General features: G+C 70.1%; 21 protein-coding genes. 13 read left to right on the top strand and 8 right to left on the bottom strand.

The window, feature by feature from the left end; all coding sequences use genetic code 11:
• The first annotated feature begins 31 nt into the window (after positions 1-31).
• Both fdhD and ACEU5R_RS03725 read left to right on the top strand, forming a co-directional pair.
• Entirely contained in the window at positions 32-853 is an 822-nt protein-coding gene (gene fdhD / locus ACEU5R_RS03730; RefSeq protein WP_392409128.1) for a formate dehydrogenase accessory sulfurtransferase FdhD, read from the top strand.
• Positions 854-864: 11 nt separating this feature from the next.
• Positions 865-1,125, top strand: coding sequence for a formate dehydrogenase subunit delta (locus ACEU5R_RS03725; RefSeq protein ID WP_103275907.1), 261 nt, complete (start codon positions 865-867; stop codon positions 1,123-1,125).
• A 29-nt stretch (positions 1,126-1,154) separates the two neighbouring features.
• Here ACEU5R_RS03725 and ACEU5R_RS03720 read toward each other — a convergent pair whose 3' ends face one another.
• Both ACEU5R_RS03720 and ACEU5R_RS03715 read right to left on the bottom strand, forming a co-directional pair.
• Positions 1,155-1,565 carry a PIN domain-containing protein gene (locus tag ACEU5R_RS03720; protein WP_158658492.1) on the bottom strand — a complete coding sequence of 137 codons (411 nt, stop codon included), beginning with the start codon at positions 1,563-1,565 and terminating at the stop codon, positions 1,155-1,157.
• Complete coding sequence (locus ACEU5R_RS03715) at positions 1,562-1,975, bottom strand: type II toxin-antitoxin system Phd/YefM family antitoxin (protein WP_103275909.1); 414 nt, start codon at positions 1,973-1,975, stop codon at positions 1,562-1,564. The genes ACEU5R_RS03720 and ACEU5R_RS03715 overlap by 4 nt, the downstream gene beginning before the upstream one ends.
• 352 nt (positions 1,976-2,327) lie before the next feature.
• Between ACEU5R_RS03715 and ACEU5R_RS03710 the strand changes: the two genes are divergently transcribed.
• Complete coding sequence (locus tag ACEU5R_RS03710; RefSeq protein ID WP_392409127.1) at positions 2,328-3,449, top strand: methyltransferase; 1,122 nt, start codon at positions 2,328-2,330, stop codon at positions 3,447-3,449.
• Positions 3,450-3,501: 52 nt separating this feature from the next.
• Here the strand turns inward: ACEU5R_RS03710 and ACEU5R_RS03705 are convergent, their stop codons facing one another.
• Genes ACEU5R_RS03705 through ACEU5R_RS03695 form a run of 3 tightly spaced genes read right to left on the bottom strand, consistent with a single transcriptional unit; the run spans position 3,502 to position 5,365 of the window.
• Positions 3,502-4,212: a DUF1345 domain-containing protein gene (locus ACEU5R_RS03705; RefSeq protein WP_103275911.1), complete on the bottom strand. Its 711-nt coding sequence runs from the start codon at positions 4,210-4,212 to the stop codon at positions 3,502-3,504.
• A gap of 56 nt (positions 4,213-4,268) precedes the next feature.
• The gene (locus ACEU5R_RS03700; RefSeq protein ID WP_103275912.1) at positions 4,269-4,793 is read right to left on the bottom strand and encodes a chromate transporter; all 525 of its coding nucleotides are present in this window, start codon (positions 4,791-4,793) and stop codon (positions 4,269-4,271) included.
• Positions 4,790-5,365 carry a chromate transporter gene (locus tag ACEU5R_RS03695; protein ID WP_103275913.1) on the bottom strand — a complete coding sequence of 192 codons (576 nt, stop codon included), beginning with the start codon at positions 5,363-5,365 and terminating at the stop codon, positions 4,790-4,792. Before ACEU5R_RS03695 ends, ACEU5R_RS03700 begins: the two co-directional genes overlap by 4 nt.
• A gap of 135 nt (positions 5,366-5,500) precedes the next feature.
• Between ACEU5R_RS03695 and ACEU5R_RS03690 the strand changes: the two genes are divergently transcribed.
• The 4 genes from ACEU5R_RS03690 to ACEU5R_RS03675 all read left to right on the top strand — a co-directional run bounded on the left by ACEU5R_RS03690 (position 5,501) and on the right by ACEU5R_RS03675 (position 8,321).
• Positions 5,501-6,421, top strand: a complete 921-nt coding sequence (locus ACEU5R_RS03690) for a LysR family transcriptional regulator (protein ID WP_392409126.1) — start codon at positions 5,501-5,503, stop codon at positions 6,419-6,421.
• A 51-nt stretch (positions 6,422-6,472) separates the two neighbouring features.
• Positions 6,473-7,276, top strand: a complete 804-nt coding sequence (gene murI, locus ACEU5R_RS03685) for a glutamate racemase (RefSeq protein ID WP_392409125.1) — start codon at positions 6,473-6,475, stop codon at positions 7,274-7,276.
• A gap of 161 nt (positions 7,277-7,437) precedes the next feature.
• The gene (locus tag ACEU5R_RS03680; RefSeq protein ID WP_392409124.1) at positions 7,438-7,863 is read left to right on the top strand and encodes a universal stress protein; all 426 of its coding nucleotides are present in this window, start codon (positions 7,438-7,440) and stop codon (positions 7,861-7,863) included.
• 29 nt (positions 7,864-7,892) lie between these two features.
• Positions 7,893-8,321 (top strand): universal stress protein, encoded by a 429-nt coding sequence (locus ACEU5R_RS03675; protein WP_392409123.1) that lies wholly within the window; start codon positions 7,893-7,895, stop codon positions 8,319-8,321.
• Here ACEU5R_RS03675 and ACEU5R_RS03670 read toward each other — a convergent pair.
• The 3 genes from ACEU5R_RS03670 to ACEU5R_RS03660 are packed head-to-tail and all read right to left on the bottom strand — an operon-like array spanning position 8,305 to position 10,723.
• Positions 8,305-9,687, bottom strand: a complete 1,383-nt coding sequence (locus tag ACEU5R_RS03670) for a sensor histidine kinase (protein ID WP_103275917.1) — start codon at positions 9,685-9,687, stop codon at positions 8,305-8,307. The two genes, ACEU5R_RS03675 and ACEU5R_RS03670, sit on opposite strands and share 17 nt — an antisense overlap.
• Positions 9,684-10,346, bottom strand: a complete 663-nt coding sequence (locus ACEU5R_RS03665) for a response regulator (RefSeq protein ID WP_392409122.1) — start codon at positions 10,344-10,346, stop codon at positions 9,684-9,686. The genes ACEU5R_RS03670 and ACEU5R_RS03665 overlap by 4 nt, the downstream gene beginning before the upstream one ends.
• A complete protein-coding gene (locus ACEU5R_RS03660; RefSeq protein WP_103275919.1) occupies positions 10,346-10,723 on the bottom strand; it encodes a PepSY domain-containing protein in 378 nt (125 codons plus the stop codon). The genes ACEU5R_RS03665 and ACEU5R_RS03660 overlap by 1 nt, the downstream gene beginning before the upstream one ends.
• Positions 10,724-10,852: 129 nt before the next feature.
• Between ACEU5R_RS03660 and ACEU5R_RS03655 the strand changes: the two genes are divergently transcribed.
• The 6 genes from ACEU5R_RS03655 to ACEU5R_RS03630 all read left to right on the top strand — a co-directional run bounded on the left by ACEU5R_RS03655 (position 10,853) and on the right by ACEU5R_RS03630 (position 17,290).
• Positions 10,853-11,176: a PepSY domain-containing protein gene (locus ACEU5R_RS03655; protein WP_392409121.1), complete on the top strand. Its 324-nt coding sequence runs from the start codon at positions 10,853-10,855 to the stop codon at positions 11,174-11,176.
• 125 nt (positions 11,177-11,301) lie between these two features.
• Positions 11,302-12,627: a ferric reductase-like transmembrane domain-containing protein gene (locus tag ACEU5R_RS03650; protein WP_392409120.1), complete on the top strand. Its 1,326-nt coding sequence runs from the start codon at positions 11,302-11,304 to the stop codon at positions 12,625-12,627.
• A gap of 262 nt (positions 12,628-12,889) precedes the next feature.
• Complete coding sequence (gene azu, locus ACEU5R_RS03645; RefSeq protein WP_392409119.1) at positions 12,890-13,342, top strand: azurin; 453 nt, start codon at positions 12,890-12,892, stop codon at positions 13,340-13,342.
• Between the two features lie 132 nt (positions 13,343-13,474).
• Positions 13,475-14,179, top strand: coding sequence for an SDR family oxidoreductase (locus ACEU5R_RS03640; RefSeq protein WP_103275922.1), 705 nt, complete (start codon positions 13,475-13,477; stop codon positions 14,177-14,179).
• A gap of 145 nt (positions 14,180-14,324) precedes the next feature.
• The gene (locus ACEU5R_RS03635; RefSeq protein ID WP_392409118.1) at positions 14,325-15,887 is read left to right on the top strand and encodes a DUF1800 family protein; all 1,563 of its coding nucleotides are present in this window, start codon (positions 14,325-14,327) and stop codon (positions 15,885-15,887) included.
• On the top strand, positions 15,884-17,290 hold the full coding sequence (locus ACEU5R_RS03630) for a DUF1501 domain-containing protein (RefSeq protein ID WP_392409117.1): 1,407 nt from the start codon (positions 15,884-15,886) through the stop codon (positions 17,288-17,290). Before ACEU5R_RS03635 ends, ACEU5R_RS03630 begins: the two co-directional genes overlap by 4 nt.
• The last annotated feature ends 2 nt before the right edge of the window (positions 17,291-17,292 follow it).

Genomic DNA, 17,292 nt, shown 5'->3' with positions numbered 1-17,292 from the left:
CCCGCCAGCCGCAACGATACGCACGCAAAGCATGAGCCAGCCCGCCAAAGACCGTCACGACAGCATCCCCGCCCAGGTGACCCGTATCCGGGCCGGCGCCGTCGCGTCCACCACGGAAGCCGACCACCTGGCCGAGGAAACCCCGGTCGCGCTGGAATACAACGGCATCAGCCACGCCACCATGCTGGCCACGCCCGCCGACCTGGAAGACTTCGCATTGGGCTTCTCGCTGTCCGAGGGCATCATCGACAGCGCCGCCGACGTGCGCGGCATCGACGTGGCGCCGCAATGCGACGGCATCGTGGTGCAGCTGGAAATCTCCAGCGCCTGCGAGGCGCGGCTCAAGTCGCGCCGCCGCGCCATGGCCGGCCGCACCGGCTGCGGCCTGTGCGGCGTGGAAACCCTGCCTGAAGTGCTGCGGCCGGTGCCGCCCGTGGCCGCCGGCGCGCCACTGCGCGCCCAGGCCGTGCTGGCCGCCATGCGCGACATGCGCGCGCGCCAGCGCCTGCACGACCTGACCGGCGCCACCCACGCCGCAGGCTGGGCCGGCGCCGACGGCACCATCGCCCTGCTGCGCGAGGACGTGGGCCGGCACAACGCGCTGGACAAGCTGGTCGGCGCGCTGGCGCGGCACGGCCTGGCCGCGGCATCCGGCATGGTGCTGGTGTCCAGCCGCGCCAGCTTCGAGATGGTGCAGAAGACCGCCGCCGCCGGCGTGCCCGTGCTGGCCGCCGTATCCGCCCCCACCGCGCTGGCCGTGCGGCTGGCGCAAGAGGCCAACATCACGCTCTTGGGCTTCCTGCGCAACGACGACGCCACGCTGTACGCCCATCCCGAGCGCATTCTTTCCTGACCCGGACCCGCATGGAAATCGGCAACCTGATCCGCATGGCCAACCGCATCGGCCAGTTCTTCGAAGCCATGCCAGACCGGCAGGAGGCCGGCGAAGGCGTGGCCAACCACATCCACAAGTTCTGGGAGCCACGCATGCGCACGCAGCTGCTGGACTTCCTGGCCGGCCAGCCGGACGGCGAAGCCGGACAGGAAACGCTGCATCCGCTGGTGCGCGAAGCGGTGCTGCAAAACCGCGACCGCCTGACGCCGGCGGGCCGCAAGCCGGACTGAGCGCGACGTCTTCGGTAGCGCCGGCGTCCCTATTGCAGCAACGAAACATTCAAGCCGCTGATGCGCTTGAATGCCGTATCGCCTGTCAGCATCACATGCGCGTTACCGAGCTGCAGGCAGCACGCGGCTTGCAGGGCGTCCGGCGTGCGCGTGCCGTGCCTGGCGCGTATCGCCGCCGCCAGTTCCACCGCCTTGCAGTCCATTTCCAGCCAGATCAAGTCCGGCAGCGCGAAAAACGCGTCGAACCTGGCCAGTGTGGCGCTATCGTTGCGCCGCATCGGCCCGATGCGGCACTCCAGCCATGACAGCCGGCTGAGCGCAACTCTCAAGCCCGGATGCGCGCGGGACAATCTCGACAATTCGGACTGGACCGCGCTGGCTTGGGGTTCCTGCCCTTCTATCCGATAGATCAGCGCGTTCGCATCGAGAAAGGCGATCACCAGTCGCGCTCCTGCTTGAGCGCGGCGTCGATCTCGGCCTTGTCACGCGCGCCCGCGCCTGACTGCGCAAGCAGCCATTGCATGGCCGTCATGCCGAGACGCTCGGCCGGCCGCCCTTCGATCAGGCGCTGGTAATCATCCGCCGACAGCACAACCACGGCGGGCCTGTTGCGCTTGAAGATATGCACCGGGCCATGCGCCAGGGCCTCTTCAAGGGCAGCCATTCCGCGGCGCTTGAGTTCTGCAATGGTCAAGGTATTGGTCATTGGGCCCCCCTTCAGTACTATTTCATCAAAAACAGTACTTACTTCGGTGCCCTCCGGCAACATCCAATTCAGCGGCAACCCGCCGCCCGCAACCTCGGCAACGCCAGCGCCAGCCTTGGCGCGTATGGCAAACAAGCTGTTCATGATGCGTGACTCCCCAAGTGGTTTCTCGGACGCAATTACGCGTTCCTGCGCACGGCTTCAGAGTCCGAGGCTCCGATTAGCGCATGCCTGCCGACGGCCGCCCTTGCCTCGCTTCACAAAGACACCGCCGACGGCCTAGCGTCCGCGAATATCGATGTCCTGGCAATGCCCCCCCGACGCGCTTTTGTCACGCCACGGCGATGAAAAGGGCTAATCCGATTCACGCTAAGCTATCGTCTCAGCCAAAACCTCGCGTTCCAAGCCGCCCCTTTCCGCGCGTACCTTCGCCCTTGAATCACAACACCTCCATGACCGCCCTGCCCCCATCCCGTCCCGCCCGCGGAGCCCAAGCTTGATCGCCCCCGAACTGCACTGGGAAGAAGACCAGGCCCCCCGCCATGCCCTTTGGCGCTCGGAATCCGAGGCCCCGCCGCCCAAGCGCGTCGTGGTCGCGGACGACCGGATCACGGCGGACCAGGCCTATCGTCTGGCCTGCGAGGGCACCGGACTGCTGTGGCGCGGCGACTACCAGAACGCGCGCCAGCTGCTGCAGGCCATGACGCGGCGGGTGGACAAGCGTCCCCGCAAGCCGGCCGACACGCTGCTGGCAGCCTTCAACCAGCACCGCATGGCGCAGGCGCAGCGCGCCCGCATCCTGGGCATGCTGCTGATTCCCTTCGACGCCGGCCATGGCATTCCGCTGCGCCGCGCGCCGGACGCGCGGCTGGCCTGCGAACAGGCTTATGGTCCGGCCGACGCGCCCTACGTGGCCTCGCTGCGCGAGCTGCTGGGCCTGATCGGCGCTTACGAATGGCGCAAGAAGGGCGTGGAGATCCCCGCGCTGGGCGGCGACCGCATCCATCCGCACTACGGCGTGTTCTCGCCGGTGCGCGGCGAATACGTGGACCTGGTGGCACAGGCGCCGCTGCCGGCCGGCGACACGGCCTTCGACATCGGCGTCGGCACCGGCGTGCTGTCGGCCGTGCTGGCGCGACGCGGCCTGGCTCGTGTGATCGCCACCGACCAGGATGCGCGGGCGCTGGCCTGCGCCCGCGAAAACCTGGAACGCCTGGGCCTGACGAATCGCGTTGAACTCGTCCAGGCCGATCTGTTTCCGCCGGGCCGCGCGCCGCTGGTGGTCTGCAATCCGCCCTGGCTGCCGGCCCGCCCCAGCTCGCCGGTCGAATACGCGGTCTATGACCCGGACAGCCGCATGCTGCGCGGCTTCCTGGACGGCCTGGCCGCCCATCTGACGCCGGGCGGCGAAGGCTGGCTGATCCTGTCCGACCTGGCCGAGCACCTGGGCCTGCGCAGCCGCGATGACCTGCTGGACATGATCGCGCGAGCCGGCCTGCGGGTGGTCGACCGTATCGACACGCGGCCGCGCCACGGGCGTGCCGCCGACGCATCCGATCCGCTGCACGCGGCGCGCTCGCGCGAAGTCACCTCGCTCTGGCGGCTGGCCGCCGCCTGACGGCCTGACGAGCCGACCTGCCGAAACCCGCCGGCCTCGGCGCTGGCGGCCTCTAGACCCGCCCGGCCGCCACGTTCACGCTGATGGCGATGATGAAGACATTGAAGAAGAAGGCGATCACGCTGTGCACCAGCGCCGTGCGCCGCAGCCGGCGGTTGACGATCTGCACATCCGACACCTGGAAGGTCATGCCCAGCACCAGGGCGAAGTAGGCGAAGTCCCAGTAGTCCGGCTCCGGCGTGCCGGGGAATTCCAGGCCCTTGTGCGTGGGACTGCGGCGGCTGTAGTAGCCGTGCGCGTAGTGCAGCGCGAAGATCATGTTCATGTACAGCCAGGACAGCACGATGCTGACCGCCGCCGCGACCATGTCCAGCGCGCCGCTGGCCCCCGGGGATGAGCGCAACTCCATCCACAGCGCCATGACGATCAGGCAGGAGATCGCCACGCTGCTCCACAGCACCGCGCTGCGGCCCACGTCGACCAGCTGCGCGCGTTCGCGCATGGATTGCGGCGTGGCCCGCGTGAACGCACGCGCCGTCGCCAGCAGGAACACCAGCGCCGCCACGTCGAAGGCCAGCAATGCGGCGCGGCTATAGGACAGGCCCGCCGCCCGAAACGCCGCGCCCAGCGCGATGGCCAGCAAGGCGCTCAGCGCCAGCCTGCGATGCGCGTGAAAGAACGGCAGGGCCCGGACCGCGCCCGTCCCATCGGGCGCATGGCCGGCGGCCGGCTGCTGCTGCGGATCCCTGACGGGCTGCGACATGGCTTGCTCCTGGCTGATGGCGCGCCGCTCCTTGCGGCGACGCGGCAAGCTACACGCTAACCGATCCCGAGCAAACCCACCATGCTTCCGGCGAACAGCAGCCACAGCGGATGGATGCGCGTGACGCTGCCCAGGATGGCCACCGCCGCCGTGATGGCGCCCAGCAGCCAGCTGTGCACCGAGGATTCCGTGATCAGCGAGGCGCTGGCGGCCACCAGCCCGACCGTCATGGGAAAGATGCCGGCCTGCACGATGCCGCGCCAGGGCCGGTCCTTGAAGCGTTCCCACAATCCCAGCGCGATCACGGTAATGATCGAGGACGGCCCGAACTTGGCCAGGGTGGTGACCAGCATGCCGGACCAGCCTGCCACGTGCCAGCCCACCAGCGTGACCACCATGAGATTGGGCCCCGGCGCCGCCTGCCCCAGCGCGAACAGCGCGGAAAAGTCGGCGGCCGTCATCCAGCCGTGCACATCGACGACCTGCCGCTGCATTTCCGGCAGGATGGTGTTGCCGCCGCCGAAGGCCAGCACGGACAGCTGCGTGAAGATCTGGGCCAGCGCCCACAGCGTCTGCATCATCGTCTTTGCCTCCAGACCAGCAGGATGCTCAACGGCGTCAGCACCGCCATGGTCGGCAGCAGCGGAATGCGCAACACCGCGATGCAGATGAAACAGGCCGTGGCCACGACGCCGGCCAGCCAGTCGCGCCGCTTGATCACGGGCAGGCCGATCTTGACCGCCATCGAAATCAGCAGGCCCGCCGCCGCCGCGGCCAGCCCGGCGAACAGGTGCTGCACATGCGGATCGTTCTGGAATCTGTCGTAGACCATGCCCAACAGCACCACGATGATCGACGGCGCCAGGATCAGTCCCATCAGCGCGGAAAAGGCGCCGCGCGGACCTCGGAATTTCATGCCCAGCGCCACCGACAGGTTGATGATGTTGCCGCCGGGCAGGAACTGGCACAGGCCCAGCAGATCGGTGAATTCCGCCCCGGACAGCCAGCGGTGCTTCTCGACCACCATGCGGCGCGCCAGCGGCAGCGCGCCGCCGAAGGCCGTCAGGCCGAGCATGAGGAACCCTTGGAACAATTGCCCGCAGCTCGGCGCGGGCGCGAGGCCGGCTTCGGCGGTAGGAGTCGCTGCATTCATTTTTTATTGCCGGCGCAAGGCCGGTAGGGTGGAAGGCCGCGCCTGCGCGCCGCCGGTCAAACACAACCCGCAGCCTACTCCCGGCCCAGAATAATGTCTAATATATGACTGGTTAATTAATCATATTTAATGAATATGGCATCCGTCGATCTGCGCCTGCTGCGCTACTTCCTGGCGGTGGCCGAGGAAGCCCACCTGACCAAGGCCGCCGAACGCCTGGGCATCCGTCAGCCGCCGCTCAGCCAGCAGATCCGCGCGCTGGAGCTGGAACTGGGCGTGACGCTGTTCAACCGTCTGCCGCGCGGCATGGAACTGACCGAAAGCGGCCGCGCGCTGCTGGCGGACGCGCGCAACATCATCGCGCTGGTGGACCAGGCCGTGGACGGCGTGCGCCAGGTGTCGCGCGGCGAGGCCGGCCGGCTGACAGTGGGCTTCACCGGCTCGGCGGCCTTCCACCCCTTCGTGCCGTCCGTGATCCGGCGCTTTCGCGATGCCGCGCCCAATGTGCGGCTGGTGCTCGAGGAAAGCAGCACCGGCGAGCTGACCGAGGCCGTGGCCGAGGGCCGGGTCGACGCGGCCTTCATCCGCGGCGCCCAGGGCGCCAGCCGCAACGTGGTGGTGGAAAGCGTGCTGGAGGAAACCATGCTGGCGGCCTTTCCCGCCGACCATCCGATGGTCAGGGGCCGTCCCAGGAAGCGCATCGCGCTGTCGGAACTGGCCGAGGAATCCTTCATCCTGTACCGCCGCCACAACGGCCCTGGCCTGTACGACGCCGTCATCTCGGCCTGCGCGGCCGCCGGCTTCAGCCCGCGCATGGCGCAGGAAGCGCCGCGCATGCTGTCCACCCTGAGCCTTGTGGCCGCCGGCCTGGGCGTGTCGCTGGTGCCGGCCTCGCTGCGCCGGGTCAATATCGAAGGCGTGGTCTATGTCAACGTCACCCAGCCCGCCGGCCTGCGCGCGCCGCTCAACCTGATCTGGCGCGATGCCCCCCTGTCCGGCGCCTGCCGCAAGCTGATCGAGGAAGTGCGGCTCTGCCGCGCCCAGCAGCAAGGCTGACGCCGGGCGGCGCTACACTTTGCGGCTGTCGCATTCTTTCCCGCATCTTTCATGCCCTCCCCGCAACCTATAGGCATATACGACTCCGGCCTGGGCGGCCTGAGCGTGGCACGCGCCATCCGCGACGCGCTGCCCGGCGAACGCCTGCTGTACGTGGCCGACTCGGCCCACGTGCCCTACGGCGAAAAAACCACGGATTACGTGCGGCGACGCGCAGAAACCATCTCGGACTACTTCGTCGAGCGCGACGCCAAAGCCATCGTGGTGGCCTGCAACACGGCCACGGCCGCGGCCATCGCCGACCTGCGCGCGCGCCACCCCGGCCTGATCGTGATCGGCGTGGAGCCAGCCATCAAGCCCGCCGCCCACCTGACCGCCAGCGGCGTGATCGGCGTGTTCGCCACCACCGGCACGCTGGCCAGCCGCAAGTTCGCCGCCCTGGTGCAGCGTGAAGCGCCCGAGGTGCGCATCCTGCTGCGGCCCTGCCCCGAGTGGGTCGCCCTGGTCGAGCGCGGCGAGCTGGAGGGCCCCGCCCTGCGCGCCGCCGTCGAAGCCCCGGTGCGCGAGCTGCGCGAGGCCGGCGCCGACGTGCTGGTGCTGGGCTGCACCCATTTCCCCTTCCTGGACGCGGCCATCCGGGCCGTGGCCGGTCCCTCGGTGCCGCTGCTGGAAACCGGCGCGCCGGTGGCGCGCTGGCTGCGCCACCAGCTGCAGGAACGCGATCTGCAGGCCGACGGCGGATGCGGCGCCCTGGAACTGGAAACCACCGGCGATCCCGCCACGCTGGCCCGGCTGGCGGGCCTGCTGCTGGGCGGCGACTTCCAGGCCGCGCAGACGCCGCCCGCCTGGCGCTGAACGCGCCGGCGTTTGATCCGGCGCAGCCCGGACGGGCCCGATTTGACGAATAATCGGTGTGGGACGGTCGCTTGACGCCCGCCCCGGTCCCGCGCCCGCCGCGCGGGCTGGAGTCGCCAGGGCCGCGCCGGACGCGCCCGCGACAGACGAGGAGACGCGCCATGAAACGCATCCTGATACCCGTGGACGGATCGCAGCACGCGCTGCACGCCGTCCAGGCGCTGCTGGAAGCGCGCCGCTACGATCCCGTGGCGCAGGTCGAGCTGCTCAACGTGCAGGTGCCGCTGCACGCGGGCAAGATCGGCCGCGGCCTGACCCAGGAAGAAATCGATGCCTATCACCTGCGCGAATCGCGCGACGCGCTGCGCGAACCCGCCGCGCTGCTGCACTCGGCGGGGCTGCCCTGCACCGAGCACACCGAGATCGGTCCCATCGCCGAAACCATCGCGCGCGTGGCGCGCGATACCCGCGCCGACGAGATCTACATGGGATCGCGCGGCCTGGGCTCGGTATCCGCGCTGCTGATGGGTTCGGTGGCCACCAAGGTCCTGCATCTGACGGCCCTGCCCGTCACCCTGATCAAGTGAACGCGCAAGCGCCGCAACAAGGAGCATCCATGCTGAACCTGCTCGTTCCCGTCGACGGTTCCGACAACGCCAACCGCGCCGTCCTGCACGCGCGCGCGCTGGCCGCCGGCGCGCCGTCCGCCCGCGTCCACCTGCTCAATGTCCAGACGCCGCCGCGCGGCCGCGCCGGCCTGTCCAGCCTGATCACGCAGGACATGATCGACGAGTTCTATCTGCGCGAAGGCCAGGAGGCCGCCGACGAGGCCCGCAAGCTGCTCGACGACGCCGGCATCGACTACACCAGTCATGTGGAATTCGGCAATCCGGCCGTGGCGATCAACGCCTATGCGCGCGAACACGGCTGCCAGCGCATCATCATGGGCAGCCGCGGCAATGGCGCGCTGACCGGCCTCCTGGTCGGCTCGGTCGCCAATCAGGTACTACAGCTGGCCGACGCGCCGGTCACGCTGATCCGTTGACGCGGGCGGCGGGCAGACGCAGCGTCACGCGCAGCCCGCCCAGCGGCGACTCCCCGGCGAGCACGTCGCCGCCATAGCTGCGCGCGAGATCGCGCGCGATATCCAATCCCAGCCCCGATCCCGGCCGCTGCTCGTCCAGCCGAGTGCCGCGCTCGAAGATGCGCTCGCGCTCGTCCTCGGGAATGCCCGGGCCGTCGTCATCGATATGAATCAGCAACATGCCGTCGCCGCCACGCTCGGCGGTGACGCGCAGGCGCCGGGTCGCCCATTTGCAGGCATTGTCCAGCAGATTGCCCGCCATCTCCTGCAGGTCCTGCTCATTGCCGCGAAACGCCAGATCCGCCGGAAAGGCCGGCATATCGACATCCAGCCCGCGCTGCGCATGCAGACGGCGCATGACGCGCAGCAGCGCCTCAAGCGGCGGCCGCAGCGGCGTGCGCCCCTCGATCGCGCCGGCCGCCGCCGCGGCCCGCGCACGCGCCAGATGATGATCGACCTGGCGCTGCGCCAGCGCGGCCTGCTCGCGCACCAGCGCCGCCAGCGGGCTGTCCTCGCGCGCGGCGGCATTGGCCAGGATGCTCAAGGGCGTCTTGACCGCGTGCGCCAGGTTGCCGGCCTGCGTGCGCGCGCGCTGGACCATGTCGGCGTTGACCGCCAGCACGCGGTTGAAGTCCTCGACCAGCGGTTGGATCTCGCTGGGAAAACTTCCCTCGATCGGGGTGACGCCACCGGCGCGCTGCGACGCCAGCTGCGCGCGCAACCGCGCCAGCGGCCGCAGCCCCACCAGCACCTGCACCACGGCCGCCGCCGTCAGGCCCGCCGCCAGCGCGCCCAGCGCGATCAGCAGCATATGGTTGAAGCGCCCCACGGGCTCGGCCAGCGCGGCCGTGTCGGCCGCCACGGCCAGCCGGAGCGCGCCGGACTCCGACTCTTCCGGCTTGAGCGTGCGCGTCAGCGTCGTGAGCCGGTGCCGCTCGGGACCGGCGATGTCGTAGGCGCCATCGACCGCCCCGTCGGGCAAGGCCAGCGTCTGGTCCCACAGCGACCGCGAGCGCGCGGCCCCGGGCATCACCGTGCGCCCCTGGTCGTCCAGGCGGTCGATCTGCCAATACAGCCCGGACAGCGGCTGTCCCAGCCGGGGGTCGCTCAGCGGCGTCACGCTCAGCGCGCCGTCGGGCGCGACATTGACCGCCGCGGTCAGCTGGTTCAGGTGCAGGACCAGCTCGGCGCGCAGCTGCTCGGCCACGTGCTGGCGGAACAGATTGCCCAGACCCCAGCCGGCCAGCGCCACGGTGGCCAGGATCCAGGCCAGCGTGCCCGCCAGCAGGCGCCAGCGCAGCGAGCCGGGCGCGCGCGCAGCGCTCATTCCGTCCTCACCAGCCGATACCCCAGGCCACGCACGGTTTCGATGGTGTCGGGCGGCAGCTTCTTGCGCAGCCGGCCGATGAAGACCTCGATGGTGTTGGAATCGCGGTCCTGGTCCTGCGCGTAGATGTGCTCGTTCAGCTCGGCGCGCGAGACCACCTCGCCGGCGCGCTGCATCAGCACGGCCAGCACCTTGAATTCATGGCTGGTCAGCGACAGCGCCTGGCCGTCCACGGTGACGCGGGCCTGGCGCGTGTCCAGCATGATCGGGCCGCAGCGCCATTGCGCGCTGGTGTGGGCGCTCTGGCGCCTGAGCAGGGCGCGCAGCCTCGCCAGCAGCTCTTCCATGTGGAAGGGCTTGGTCAGGTAGTCGTCGGCGCCGGCGTCGATGCCGGCGACCTTCTCGTGCCAGTTGTCGCGCGCGGTCAGGATCAGCACCGGCATGCCCAGCCCCGCCGCGCGCCATTTCTTCAGCACCGTCAGGCCGTCCATCACCGGCAGCCCCAGGTCCAGCACCACCAGGTCATAGGTTTCGACCTCGCCCAGGTAGTGCGCGCGTCCGCCATCCGCCGCGCTGTCCACCAGATAGCCCGCCTGGCCCAGCGCCTCGGACAGCTGCGCTGACAACGTGGGTTCGTCTTCCACCACGAGGATCCGCATCAGTGTTTGCCCCGGAATTGAATGTCGCGCCCCTTCACGCCCAGCACCTTGCCGTCGCGCGCGTCGATTTTCATCTTGATCAGCCCGCCGCCGCTCTGCAGCAGCCGGATCTCGTAGATGAATTCGCCATCATCCTCTTCGAACTCGACCTTGACCACCTGGCCAGGATAATCGCGCTCGACCCGGTCCAGCACGTCGCGCAGCGGCAGGATCTTGCCATCCTGCAAGGCCTGGCGCGCACGGTCGTGGTCGTCCTCGCCGGCCGTGCCCAGGCCCGGACCCGCGGCCAGGACCACGGCCAGGGCGGCGCCGCACAGCCAGAGGCCGGGGCGCGCGATCGGATAGCGGCCAGCGCCGCGCAGATTGAAGGAAAACATGAGGTTCTTATACCGCGTCCAGGATGAACGGCGGGTGAACGGCCGCTTCAGAAAGGGTTCATGGCCTCTTGCGAATAATGCGTTCCGTGGCCGATCTCGCGCCATGCCCCTCATCAAGGAGACCCACTCATGACCTCGATCCGCAACACTTTCGCCGCGCTTGCCCTGGGCGCCGCCACGCTGGCCGGCTCCGCCGCCTACGCCCAGACCGCGCCCCAGCCCGCGGCCGCTCCCGCCGCCGCGGCCCCCGTCGCCACGGCCCAACCCCAAACGTTCCTGACCGTGCGCCAGGTCTACGACACGCTGACCAGCGCCGGCTACCGCAATATCACCGAGATCGAACTGGAACATGGCCGCTACGACGTGAAGGCCGACAACCCGCAGGGCCAGCGCGTGAAGCTGCGCGTGGACGCGCAGAACGGCGCCGTGCTGCGCAGCCGCCTGAAGGATTGAGGCGGCGTTTCCCCCGGGGCGGGCGGCGCCGGCGCAGCGCCGCCCCCGCGCCGTCCCCGGCGCTCCCCTTTGACTGTCCGCGCCCGTCCCGCCCTCCCGGGCGGCCTTCTTCGATGGAAGTCATCATGAAAACCCGTACCGCCCTGGGCGGTTTCCTGATCGTCCTCACGCTCGCCTGGGCCTGCGACGTATTCGTCCTGCAAGCCGCGCCCGCCGGCGCCTGGCCCTGGGTTCTGCAACGACAGGCCCTGTACCTGACGGGCATCTGGTCCATCGCGCTGATGGCGCTGATCATGCTGCTGGCGTTGCGCCCGGCCTGGCTGGAGCGACCGCTGGGCGGCATGGACCGGGTCTACCGGCTGCATAAGTGGGCGGGCATACTGGCCGTCGGCGCCGGCGCCGCGCACTGGCTGATCAAGTTGGCCGGCGGTCCCATGAAATCCCTGCTGGGCACGCAGGGCCGGCCCGCGCGCGACCTGACGCTGGCCCTGTTCGAAGGCAGCCGCGGCATCGCCAAGGACCTGGGTGAATGGTCGATCTATGCGCTGCTGCTGATGCTGGCGCTGACACTATGGCGCCGCTTTCCCTATCACGCATGGCGCCTGATCCATCGCGTCATGCCCGCGCTGTTCCTGGTGCTGGCCTTCCACGCCGTGGCGCTCGCGCCCGCCGGCTACTGGACCGGCATCACCGGCCTGCTGCTCGTCCCGCTGCTGGCGGCCGGCGCCTGGAGCGCCGGCGTGGCGCTGGCCGGCCGCATCGGCCACGGTCGCCGCAGCCACGGACGCATCACGGCGCTGGAGCACAAGCGCGACGGCGTGCTGGAAGTCGAATGCCGCCTGGACGCGGGCTGGCGCGGCCACCAGGCGGGACAGTTCGCCTTCGTGCGCTTCGACCGCCGCGAGGGCGCGCATCCGTACACCATCGCCAGCGCGCCCAGGCCGGATGGCGCCATCCGCTTCGAAATCAAGGCGCTGGGCGACTACACCTCGCGGCTTCCCGGCGCGCTGCGCGTGGGCCAGCCGGTGGAGGTCGAAGGCCCCTACGGCTGCTTCCAGCTCGACGCCGACGCGGGCGCGCCGCAGGTCTGGGTCGCGGGCGGCATCGGCGTCACGCCCTTCCTGGCCTGGCTGGACACCCTGGCCGCCGACCCGAGCCGTGCGCCCAGCGCGCAACTGCACTACTGCGTGCGCGACGCGGCCGCCGATCCCTTCGCCGCCACGCTGCGGGAACGCTGCGCGGCCCTGCCCTCGATCCAGCTGAACATCCATGACGCGGCCCGGGGACAGCGGCTGGACGCGACGCAGCTGACGCTGGATTCGGCCCCGGGACATGCCGCCCAGGTCTGGTTCTGCGGTCCCGCCGGACTGGCGCGCAGCCTGCGCGACGGCCTGCGACGGCTGGGCCGGACCGACGTGCGCTGGCACCAGGAAGCGTTCCAGATGCGTTAGCATCGAAGACGGCCCCGCGCGTCAAGGCGGGGCCGCTGCGCCGCTCGCCGCGCCGGCGGACTGCTCCGTTTTCCGCAGGATTTCCGGCAACGCGATCGGCTTTGCTTGCGCTGGGTCAAACCCGTCCCGTCCTCGAGGCCCGATCCGCTCGCGATCGGGACGACAATAGATCCATCCCGGCAAGCCCGAGGCCCGGACCCCGTCCCGGCGGTCCGCGGCGGGCGGCCAGCAACCCTCTACCCGAAAATCTGGAGGCATGTATATGGTGTTCAAGAAACTCTGCGTCGCGGCGATCCTGGCGGTGGCTTCGGCCCCGGTGCTGGCGGCCGAATGCTCGGTCGACATCGCGGGCAATGACCAGATGCAGTTCGACAAGAAGGAAATCACCGTCAGCAAGAGCTGCAAGCAGTTCACGGTGAACCTGAAGCATCCCGGCAAGCTGGCCAAGAACGTCATGGGCCACAACTGGGTGCTGACCAAGACGGCCGACATGCAGGGCGCGGTGAACGACGGCATGGCCGCCGGCCTGCCCTCCGACTACGTCAAGAAGGATGACGCCCGCGTCATCGCCCACACCAAGGTGATCGGCGGCGGCGAATCGGATTCCGTGACCTTCGACGTGAGCAAGCTCGCGGCTGGCCAGGACTACACCTACTTCTGCTCCTTCCCCGGCCACTTCGCCATGATGAAGGGCACGCTCAAGCTGGTCGACTGACCCGCCCGCGTCTCGCGGCGCCCCGTCCTCCCGGCCCCCGGCCGGAAGCGCGGGGCGTTTTGCCGTCCGGCGCCTGCCCCTACAATGGCCGCTCCCATGATCCCGGGCACGGCCCCACACGCAGGAGCGAACATGAGCAAGGAAAAAGTAGCGATCGTCACCGCCGGCGGCAGCGGCATGGGCGCGGCCGCGGCGCGCAAGCTGGCGGCCGATGGCTTTCGCGTCGCCATCCTGTCCTCGTCGGGCAAGGGCGAGGCCCTGGCTGGAGAACTGGGCGGACTGGGCGTGACCGGCTCGAACCGCTCGCCCGAGGACCTGGCGCGCCTGGTCGAGACGGTGATGGCCAAGTGGGGCCGCATCGACGCGGTGGTCAACAGCGCCGGCCATGGCCCCAAGGGTCCGCTGCTGGAGATCAGCGACGCCGACTGGCAGCTGGGCATGGAGTTCTACCTGCTCAACGTCGTGCGCATCACGCGCCTGGTGGCCCCGATCATGCAGGCGCAGCGGTCCGGCGCCATCGTCAACATCTCCACCTACGCCACCTTCGAGCCCGAGGCGCTGTTCCCGACCTCCGGCGTGTTCCGCGCCGGCCTGGCCGCCTTCACCAAGGTGTTCTCGGACGAGTACGCGGCGCACAACGTGCGCATGAACAACGTGCTGCCCGGCTTCATCGACAGCCTGCCCGAAAAGGAAGAGCGCCGCTCCCGCATTCCGATGGGCCGCTACGGCACGGCCCAGGAAGTGGCCGACCTGATCGCCTTCCTGGCCTCGGACGCTTCGTCCTACATCACCGGCCAGAACATCCGCATCGACGGCGGCATCACCCGTTCGGTCTAATCCAGTCGGCTGTCCCCGAGCGTCCGCCCGGCGCGGCGCGGGGGACGGCTCATCCTTTGGATGGCGCTCATCCGTCTGGCGGTATTGAAGCGCAGGCGCGCCCGTCGTTACCTTAGGGTTCCGCTTCCCGACGAAGGCGCCCTCCATGCCCGCGACGCCGTCCATGGCGCCCGCCACGGCGCCGGCCGACTATCCCCCGCCCAACGCCGGCCAGGCCTCGCGCTTCCTGGCCCAGGCCACTTTCGGCGCCACGCCGGCGGATATCGCCGCCGTCATGCGCGACGGCTATGCCGCGTGGCTGGACGCGCAGCTGGCCATGCCGCCATCGCAGACGCATTTCGACTGGCTGCTGCAACAGGGCAGGAACACCGAGGAATACAAGGGCAACGGCATCAACGCGCCGCTGGACGCCACGCTGTGGCGCAAGTTCATCAGCGCCCCCGACCAGGTGCGCACCCGCGTCGCCTTCGCGTTGTCCGAGATCTTCGTGGTGAACGTGGCGTCCATCACCGCGTCCTGGCCGCTGTTCGGCGCGGCCGGCTTCATGGACCTGCTGGCCGAACATGCGTTGGGCGACTACAGGAGCCTGCTCGCCGCCGTCAGCCGCAACCTGTCCATGGGCTGCATGCTGACCTTTCGCGGCAGCCGCAAGGAAGACCCGCGCACCGGCCGCCATCCCGACGAGAACTACGCGCGCGAGGTCATGCAGCTGTTCAGCATCGGCCTGCTGCAACTGCATCCCGACGGCACGCCCCGCCTGGAAGGCGGCGCGCCGGTGGAAACCTATACGAACGCCGACGTCCAGGGCCTGGCCCGGGTCTTCACCGGCTGGGACCTGGATGGCCCCGAAACCGACGTGGAATTCCACCGCCGGCCGATGAAGCTCGACCCCACGCTGCATTCGATGGCGGAAAAGCGTTTCCTGGGCGTCGTCATTCCGGCCGGCACGGGCGGCCCGCAGTCGCTGGCGCTGGCCATGGACGCGATCTCGGCCCATCCCAACGTCGGCCCCTTCATCGGCGCGCAGCTGATTCAACGGCTGGTCGCCAGCAATCCCAGCCCGGCCTACGTGGCGCGCGTGGCGGCGGTCTTCGCCGACGACGGCCTGGGCGCGCGCGGCAACCTGAAGGCCGTGACGCGCGCCGTGCTGCTCGACCCGGAGGCGCGCTTTCCCGACCTGGCCTCGCCCCATTGGGGCAAGGTGCGCGAACCCATCCTGCGCTTCTCCGGCTGGGCGCGGGCCTTCGGCGCGCGCTCGAGCAACGGCGCCTGGGCCATGCCCGACACCAGCGACAACACCATCCGGCTGGCGCAAAGCCCGATGCGCGCGCCCAGCGTGTTCAACTTCTTCCGGCCGCGCTACACGCCCGCCGCCACCGAGCTGGCGCGCCAGGGCCTGGCCGCGCCGGAATTGCAGATCACCGACGAAACCAGCATCGCCGGCTACCTGAACTTCCTCGCCATCTACGCCGATAGGGGCTGGGAAGACCTGCAGACCGACTACGCCGCCGAGCTGGCGCTGGCCGGCGATCCCGATGCGCTGGTCGCCCATGTCGCGCTGCTGCTGGCGGGCGACGCCTTCAGCGAGGCGACGGCGCGACGGATCGCGACGGCGCTGCGCGACATCCCGCCCGAGCGGCCGCGCGACCGCGTGCGCGCCGCCATCGTGCTGGTGGCGGCCTCACCCGAATACCTGGTGCAGAAATGACTGCGACACGACATGCCGATGCCGGCCGGCGCGCTTTCCTGCTGCGCGCCTGCGCGCTCGGAGCGGCGGGCGCCGCGGCGCCGCTGGCCGCCAACCTGGCGGCGCTGGGCGCGGCCGCGGCGCATGAAGCGCCCGCCGGCTCCTACAAGGCGCTGGTCTGCGTGTTCCTGTACGGCGGCAACGACCCATACAACACCATCGTGCCGTATGACGAGGCCTCGCACCGCGCCTACGCCGCCGCGCGCGCCGACATCGCGCTGCCGCGCGAGTCGCTGCACGCCACCGTCCTGGGCAACGGGCCGGAGGCCAACGGCATGCGCTTCGCGCTGGCCCCATCGCTGGCGCCGCTGGCGCCCCTGTACGCGCGCGGGCGCATGGCCGTGGCGCTGAACGTCGGTCCGCTGGTCGCGCCCACCAGCAAGGCCGACTATGTGGCCGGCAAGGCGGCGCTGCCGCCCAAGCTGTTCTCGCACAACGACCAGCAGTCGTACTGGCAGGCGCTGGCGCCGGAAGGCGCGTCGTCCGGCTGGGCCGGACGCCTGACCGATCTGCTGCTGGCCGGCTCGGCCACATCGGGCATGGCGGGCGTCACCGCCGGCGGCAACACGGTGCTGCTGGCCGGCCGCCATTCCTCCGGCTATCGCGTCGGTCCGCTGGGATCGACCGCCATCGACCTGCTGCGCCACGGGCTCTACGGCTCCGAAGCCTGCACCGCGCTGCTGCGCGATCTGATCACCGCGCCGCGCCCGCACCTGATGGAAAGCGAGCTGGCGGCCATCGCCCTGCGCTCGATCGCCACGGACGCGCGCCTGCGCGATGCGCTGGCCGCCGTGCCGCCACCGCCCAGCTTCGCCGGCGTCGATCCGCCGCTGGCGGGGCAGCTGCGCATCGTGGCCCGCATCATCGCCGCGCGCCGGCCGCTGGGCGCGCGCCGCCAAGTGTTCTTCGTGTCCCAGAACGGCTATGACAACCACACCGGCCTGCGCGACGACCATCCCGCCCTGCTGCGCGAACTGGGCCAGGCGCTGGCGGCCTTCCAGGCGGAACTGGACAGGATGGGGATGGCCGATCAGGTGACCACCTTCACCGCTTCCGAATTCGGCCGCACCCTGGGTTCGAACGGCAACGGCTCGGACCACGGCTGGGGCGGACATCACCTGGTGCTTGGCGGCGCGGTGCGGGGCGGGCGCTGCTATGGCGCGCATCCCGATATCGCGCTGGACGGGCCGGGCTTCGTCGACAACGGCCGCCTGCTGCCGGACATGGCGGTGGAACAGCTGGGCGCCGAGCTGGGCGCGTGGTTCGGCGCTGGCCGCGACGAACTGGCGCTCGCCTTTCCCAATCTGTCGCGCTTCGGCCCCGGGCCGGAGGGCCTGCTGCCCGCGCCCGACAGGGCCGCCTAGGC

The sequence above is a fragment of the Achromobacter sp. 413638 genome, from assembly GCF_043119405.1.
Taxonomy (GTDB): Bacteria; Pseudomonadota; Gammaproteobacteria; order Burkholderiales; family Burkholderiaceae_B; genus Achromobacter.
Note: the sequence above shows the minus strand (reverse complement) of the source record. Positions and strands in the feature narration are given on the sequence as shown.

Bases quoted from the DNA above. Each gene is read 5' to 3' on its own strand.
- ACEU5R_RS03715 (WP_103275909.1), bottom strand. From the start codon at position 1,975: ATGAACAGCTTGTTTGCCATACGCGCCAAGGCTGGCGCTGGCGTTGCC.
- ACEU5R_RS03660 (WP_103275919.1), bottom strand. From the start codon at position 10,723: ATGTTTTCCTTCAATCTGCGCGGCGCTGGCCGCTATCCGATCGCGCGC.
- ACEU5R_RS03650 (WP_392409120.1), top strand. From the start codon at position 11,302: ATGAAAACCCGTACCGCCCTGGGCGGTTTCCTGATCGTCCTCACGCTC.
- ACEU5R_RS03700 (WP_103275912.1), bottom strand. From the start codon at position 4,793: ATGATGCAGACGCTGTGGGCGCTGGCCCAGATCTTCACGCAGCTGTCC.
- ACEU5R_RS03675 (WP_392409123.1), top strand. From the start codon at position 7,893: ATGCTGAACCTGCTCGTTCCCGTCGACGGTTCCGACAACGCCAACCGC.
- ACEU5R_RS03630 (WP_392409117.1), top strand. From the start codon at position 15,884: ATGACTGCGACACGACATGCCGATGCCGGCCGGCGCGCTTTCCTGCTG.
- fdhD (WP_392409128.1), top strand. From the start codon at position 32: ATGAGCCAGCCCGCCAAAGACCGTCACGACAGCATCCCCGCCCAGGTG.
- ACEU5R_RS03640 (WP_103275922.1), top strand. From the start codon at position 13,475: ATGAGCAAGGAAAAAGTAGCGATCGTCACCGCCGGCGGCAGCGGCATG.
- ACEU5R_RS03705 (WP_103275911.1), bottom strand. From the start codon at position 4,212: ATGTCGCAGCCCGTCAGGGATCCGCAGCAGCAGCCGGCCGCCGGCCAT.
- ACEU5R_RS03655 (WP_392409121.1), top strand. From the start codon at position 10,853: ATGACCTCGATCCGCAACACTTTCGCCGCGCTTGCCCTGGGCGCCGCC.
- ACEU5R_RS03690 (WP_392409126.1), top strand. From the start codon at position 5,501: ATGGCATCCGTCGATCTGCGCCTGCTGCGCTACTTCCTGGCGGTGGCC.
- ACEU5R_RS03665 (WP_392409122.1), bottom strand. From the start codon at position 10,346: ATGCGGATCCTCGTGGTGGAAGACGAACCCACGTTGTCAGCGCAGCTG.
- murI (WP_392409125.1), top strand. From the start codon at position 6,473: ATGCCCTCCCCGCAACCTATAGGCATATACGACTCCGGCCTGGGCGGC.
- ACEU5R_RS03680 (WP_392409124.1), top strand. From the start codon at position 7,438: ATGAAACGCATCCTGATACCCGTGGACGGATCGCAGCACGCGCTGCAC.
- ACEU5R_RS03635 (WP_392409118.1), top strand. From the start codon at position 14,325: ATGCCCGCGACGCCGTCCATGGCGCCCGCCACGGCGCCGGCCGACTAT.
- ACEU5R_RS03695 (WP_103275913.1), bottom strand. From the start codon at position 5,365: ATGAATGCAGCGACTCCTACCGCCGAAGCCGGCCTCGCGCCCGCGCCG.
- azu (WP_392409119.1), top strand. From the start codon at position 12,890: ATGGTGTTCAAGAAACTCTGCGTCGCGGCGATCCTGGCGGTGGCTTCG.
- ACEU5R_RS03670 (WP_103275917.1), bottom strand. From the start codon at position 9,687: ATGAGCGCTGCGCGCGCGCCCGGCTCGCTGCGCTGGCGCCTGCTGGCG.
- ACEU5R_RS03725 (WP_103275907.1), top strand. From the start codon at position 865: ATGGAAATCGGCAACCTGATCCGCATGGCCAACCGCATCGGCCAGTTC.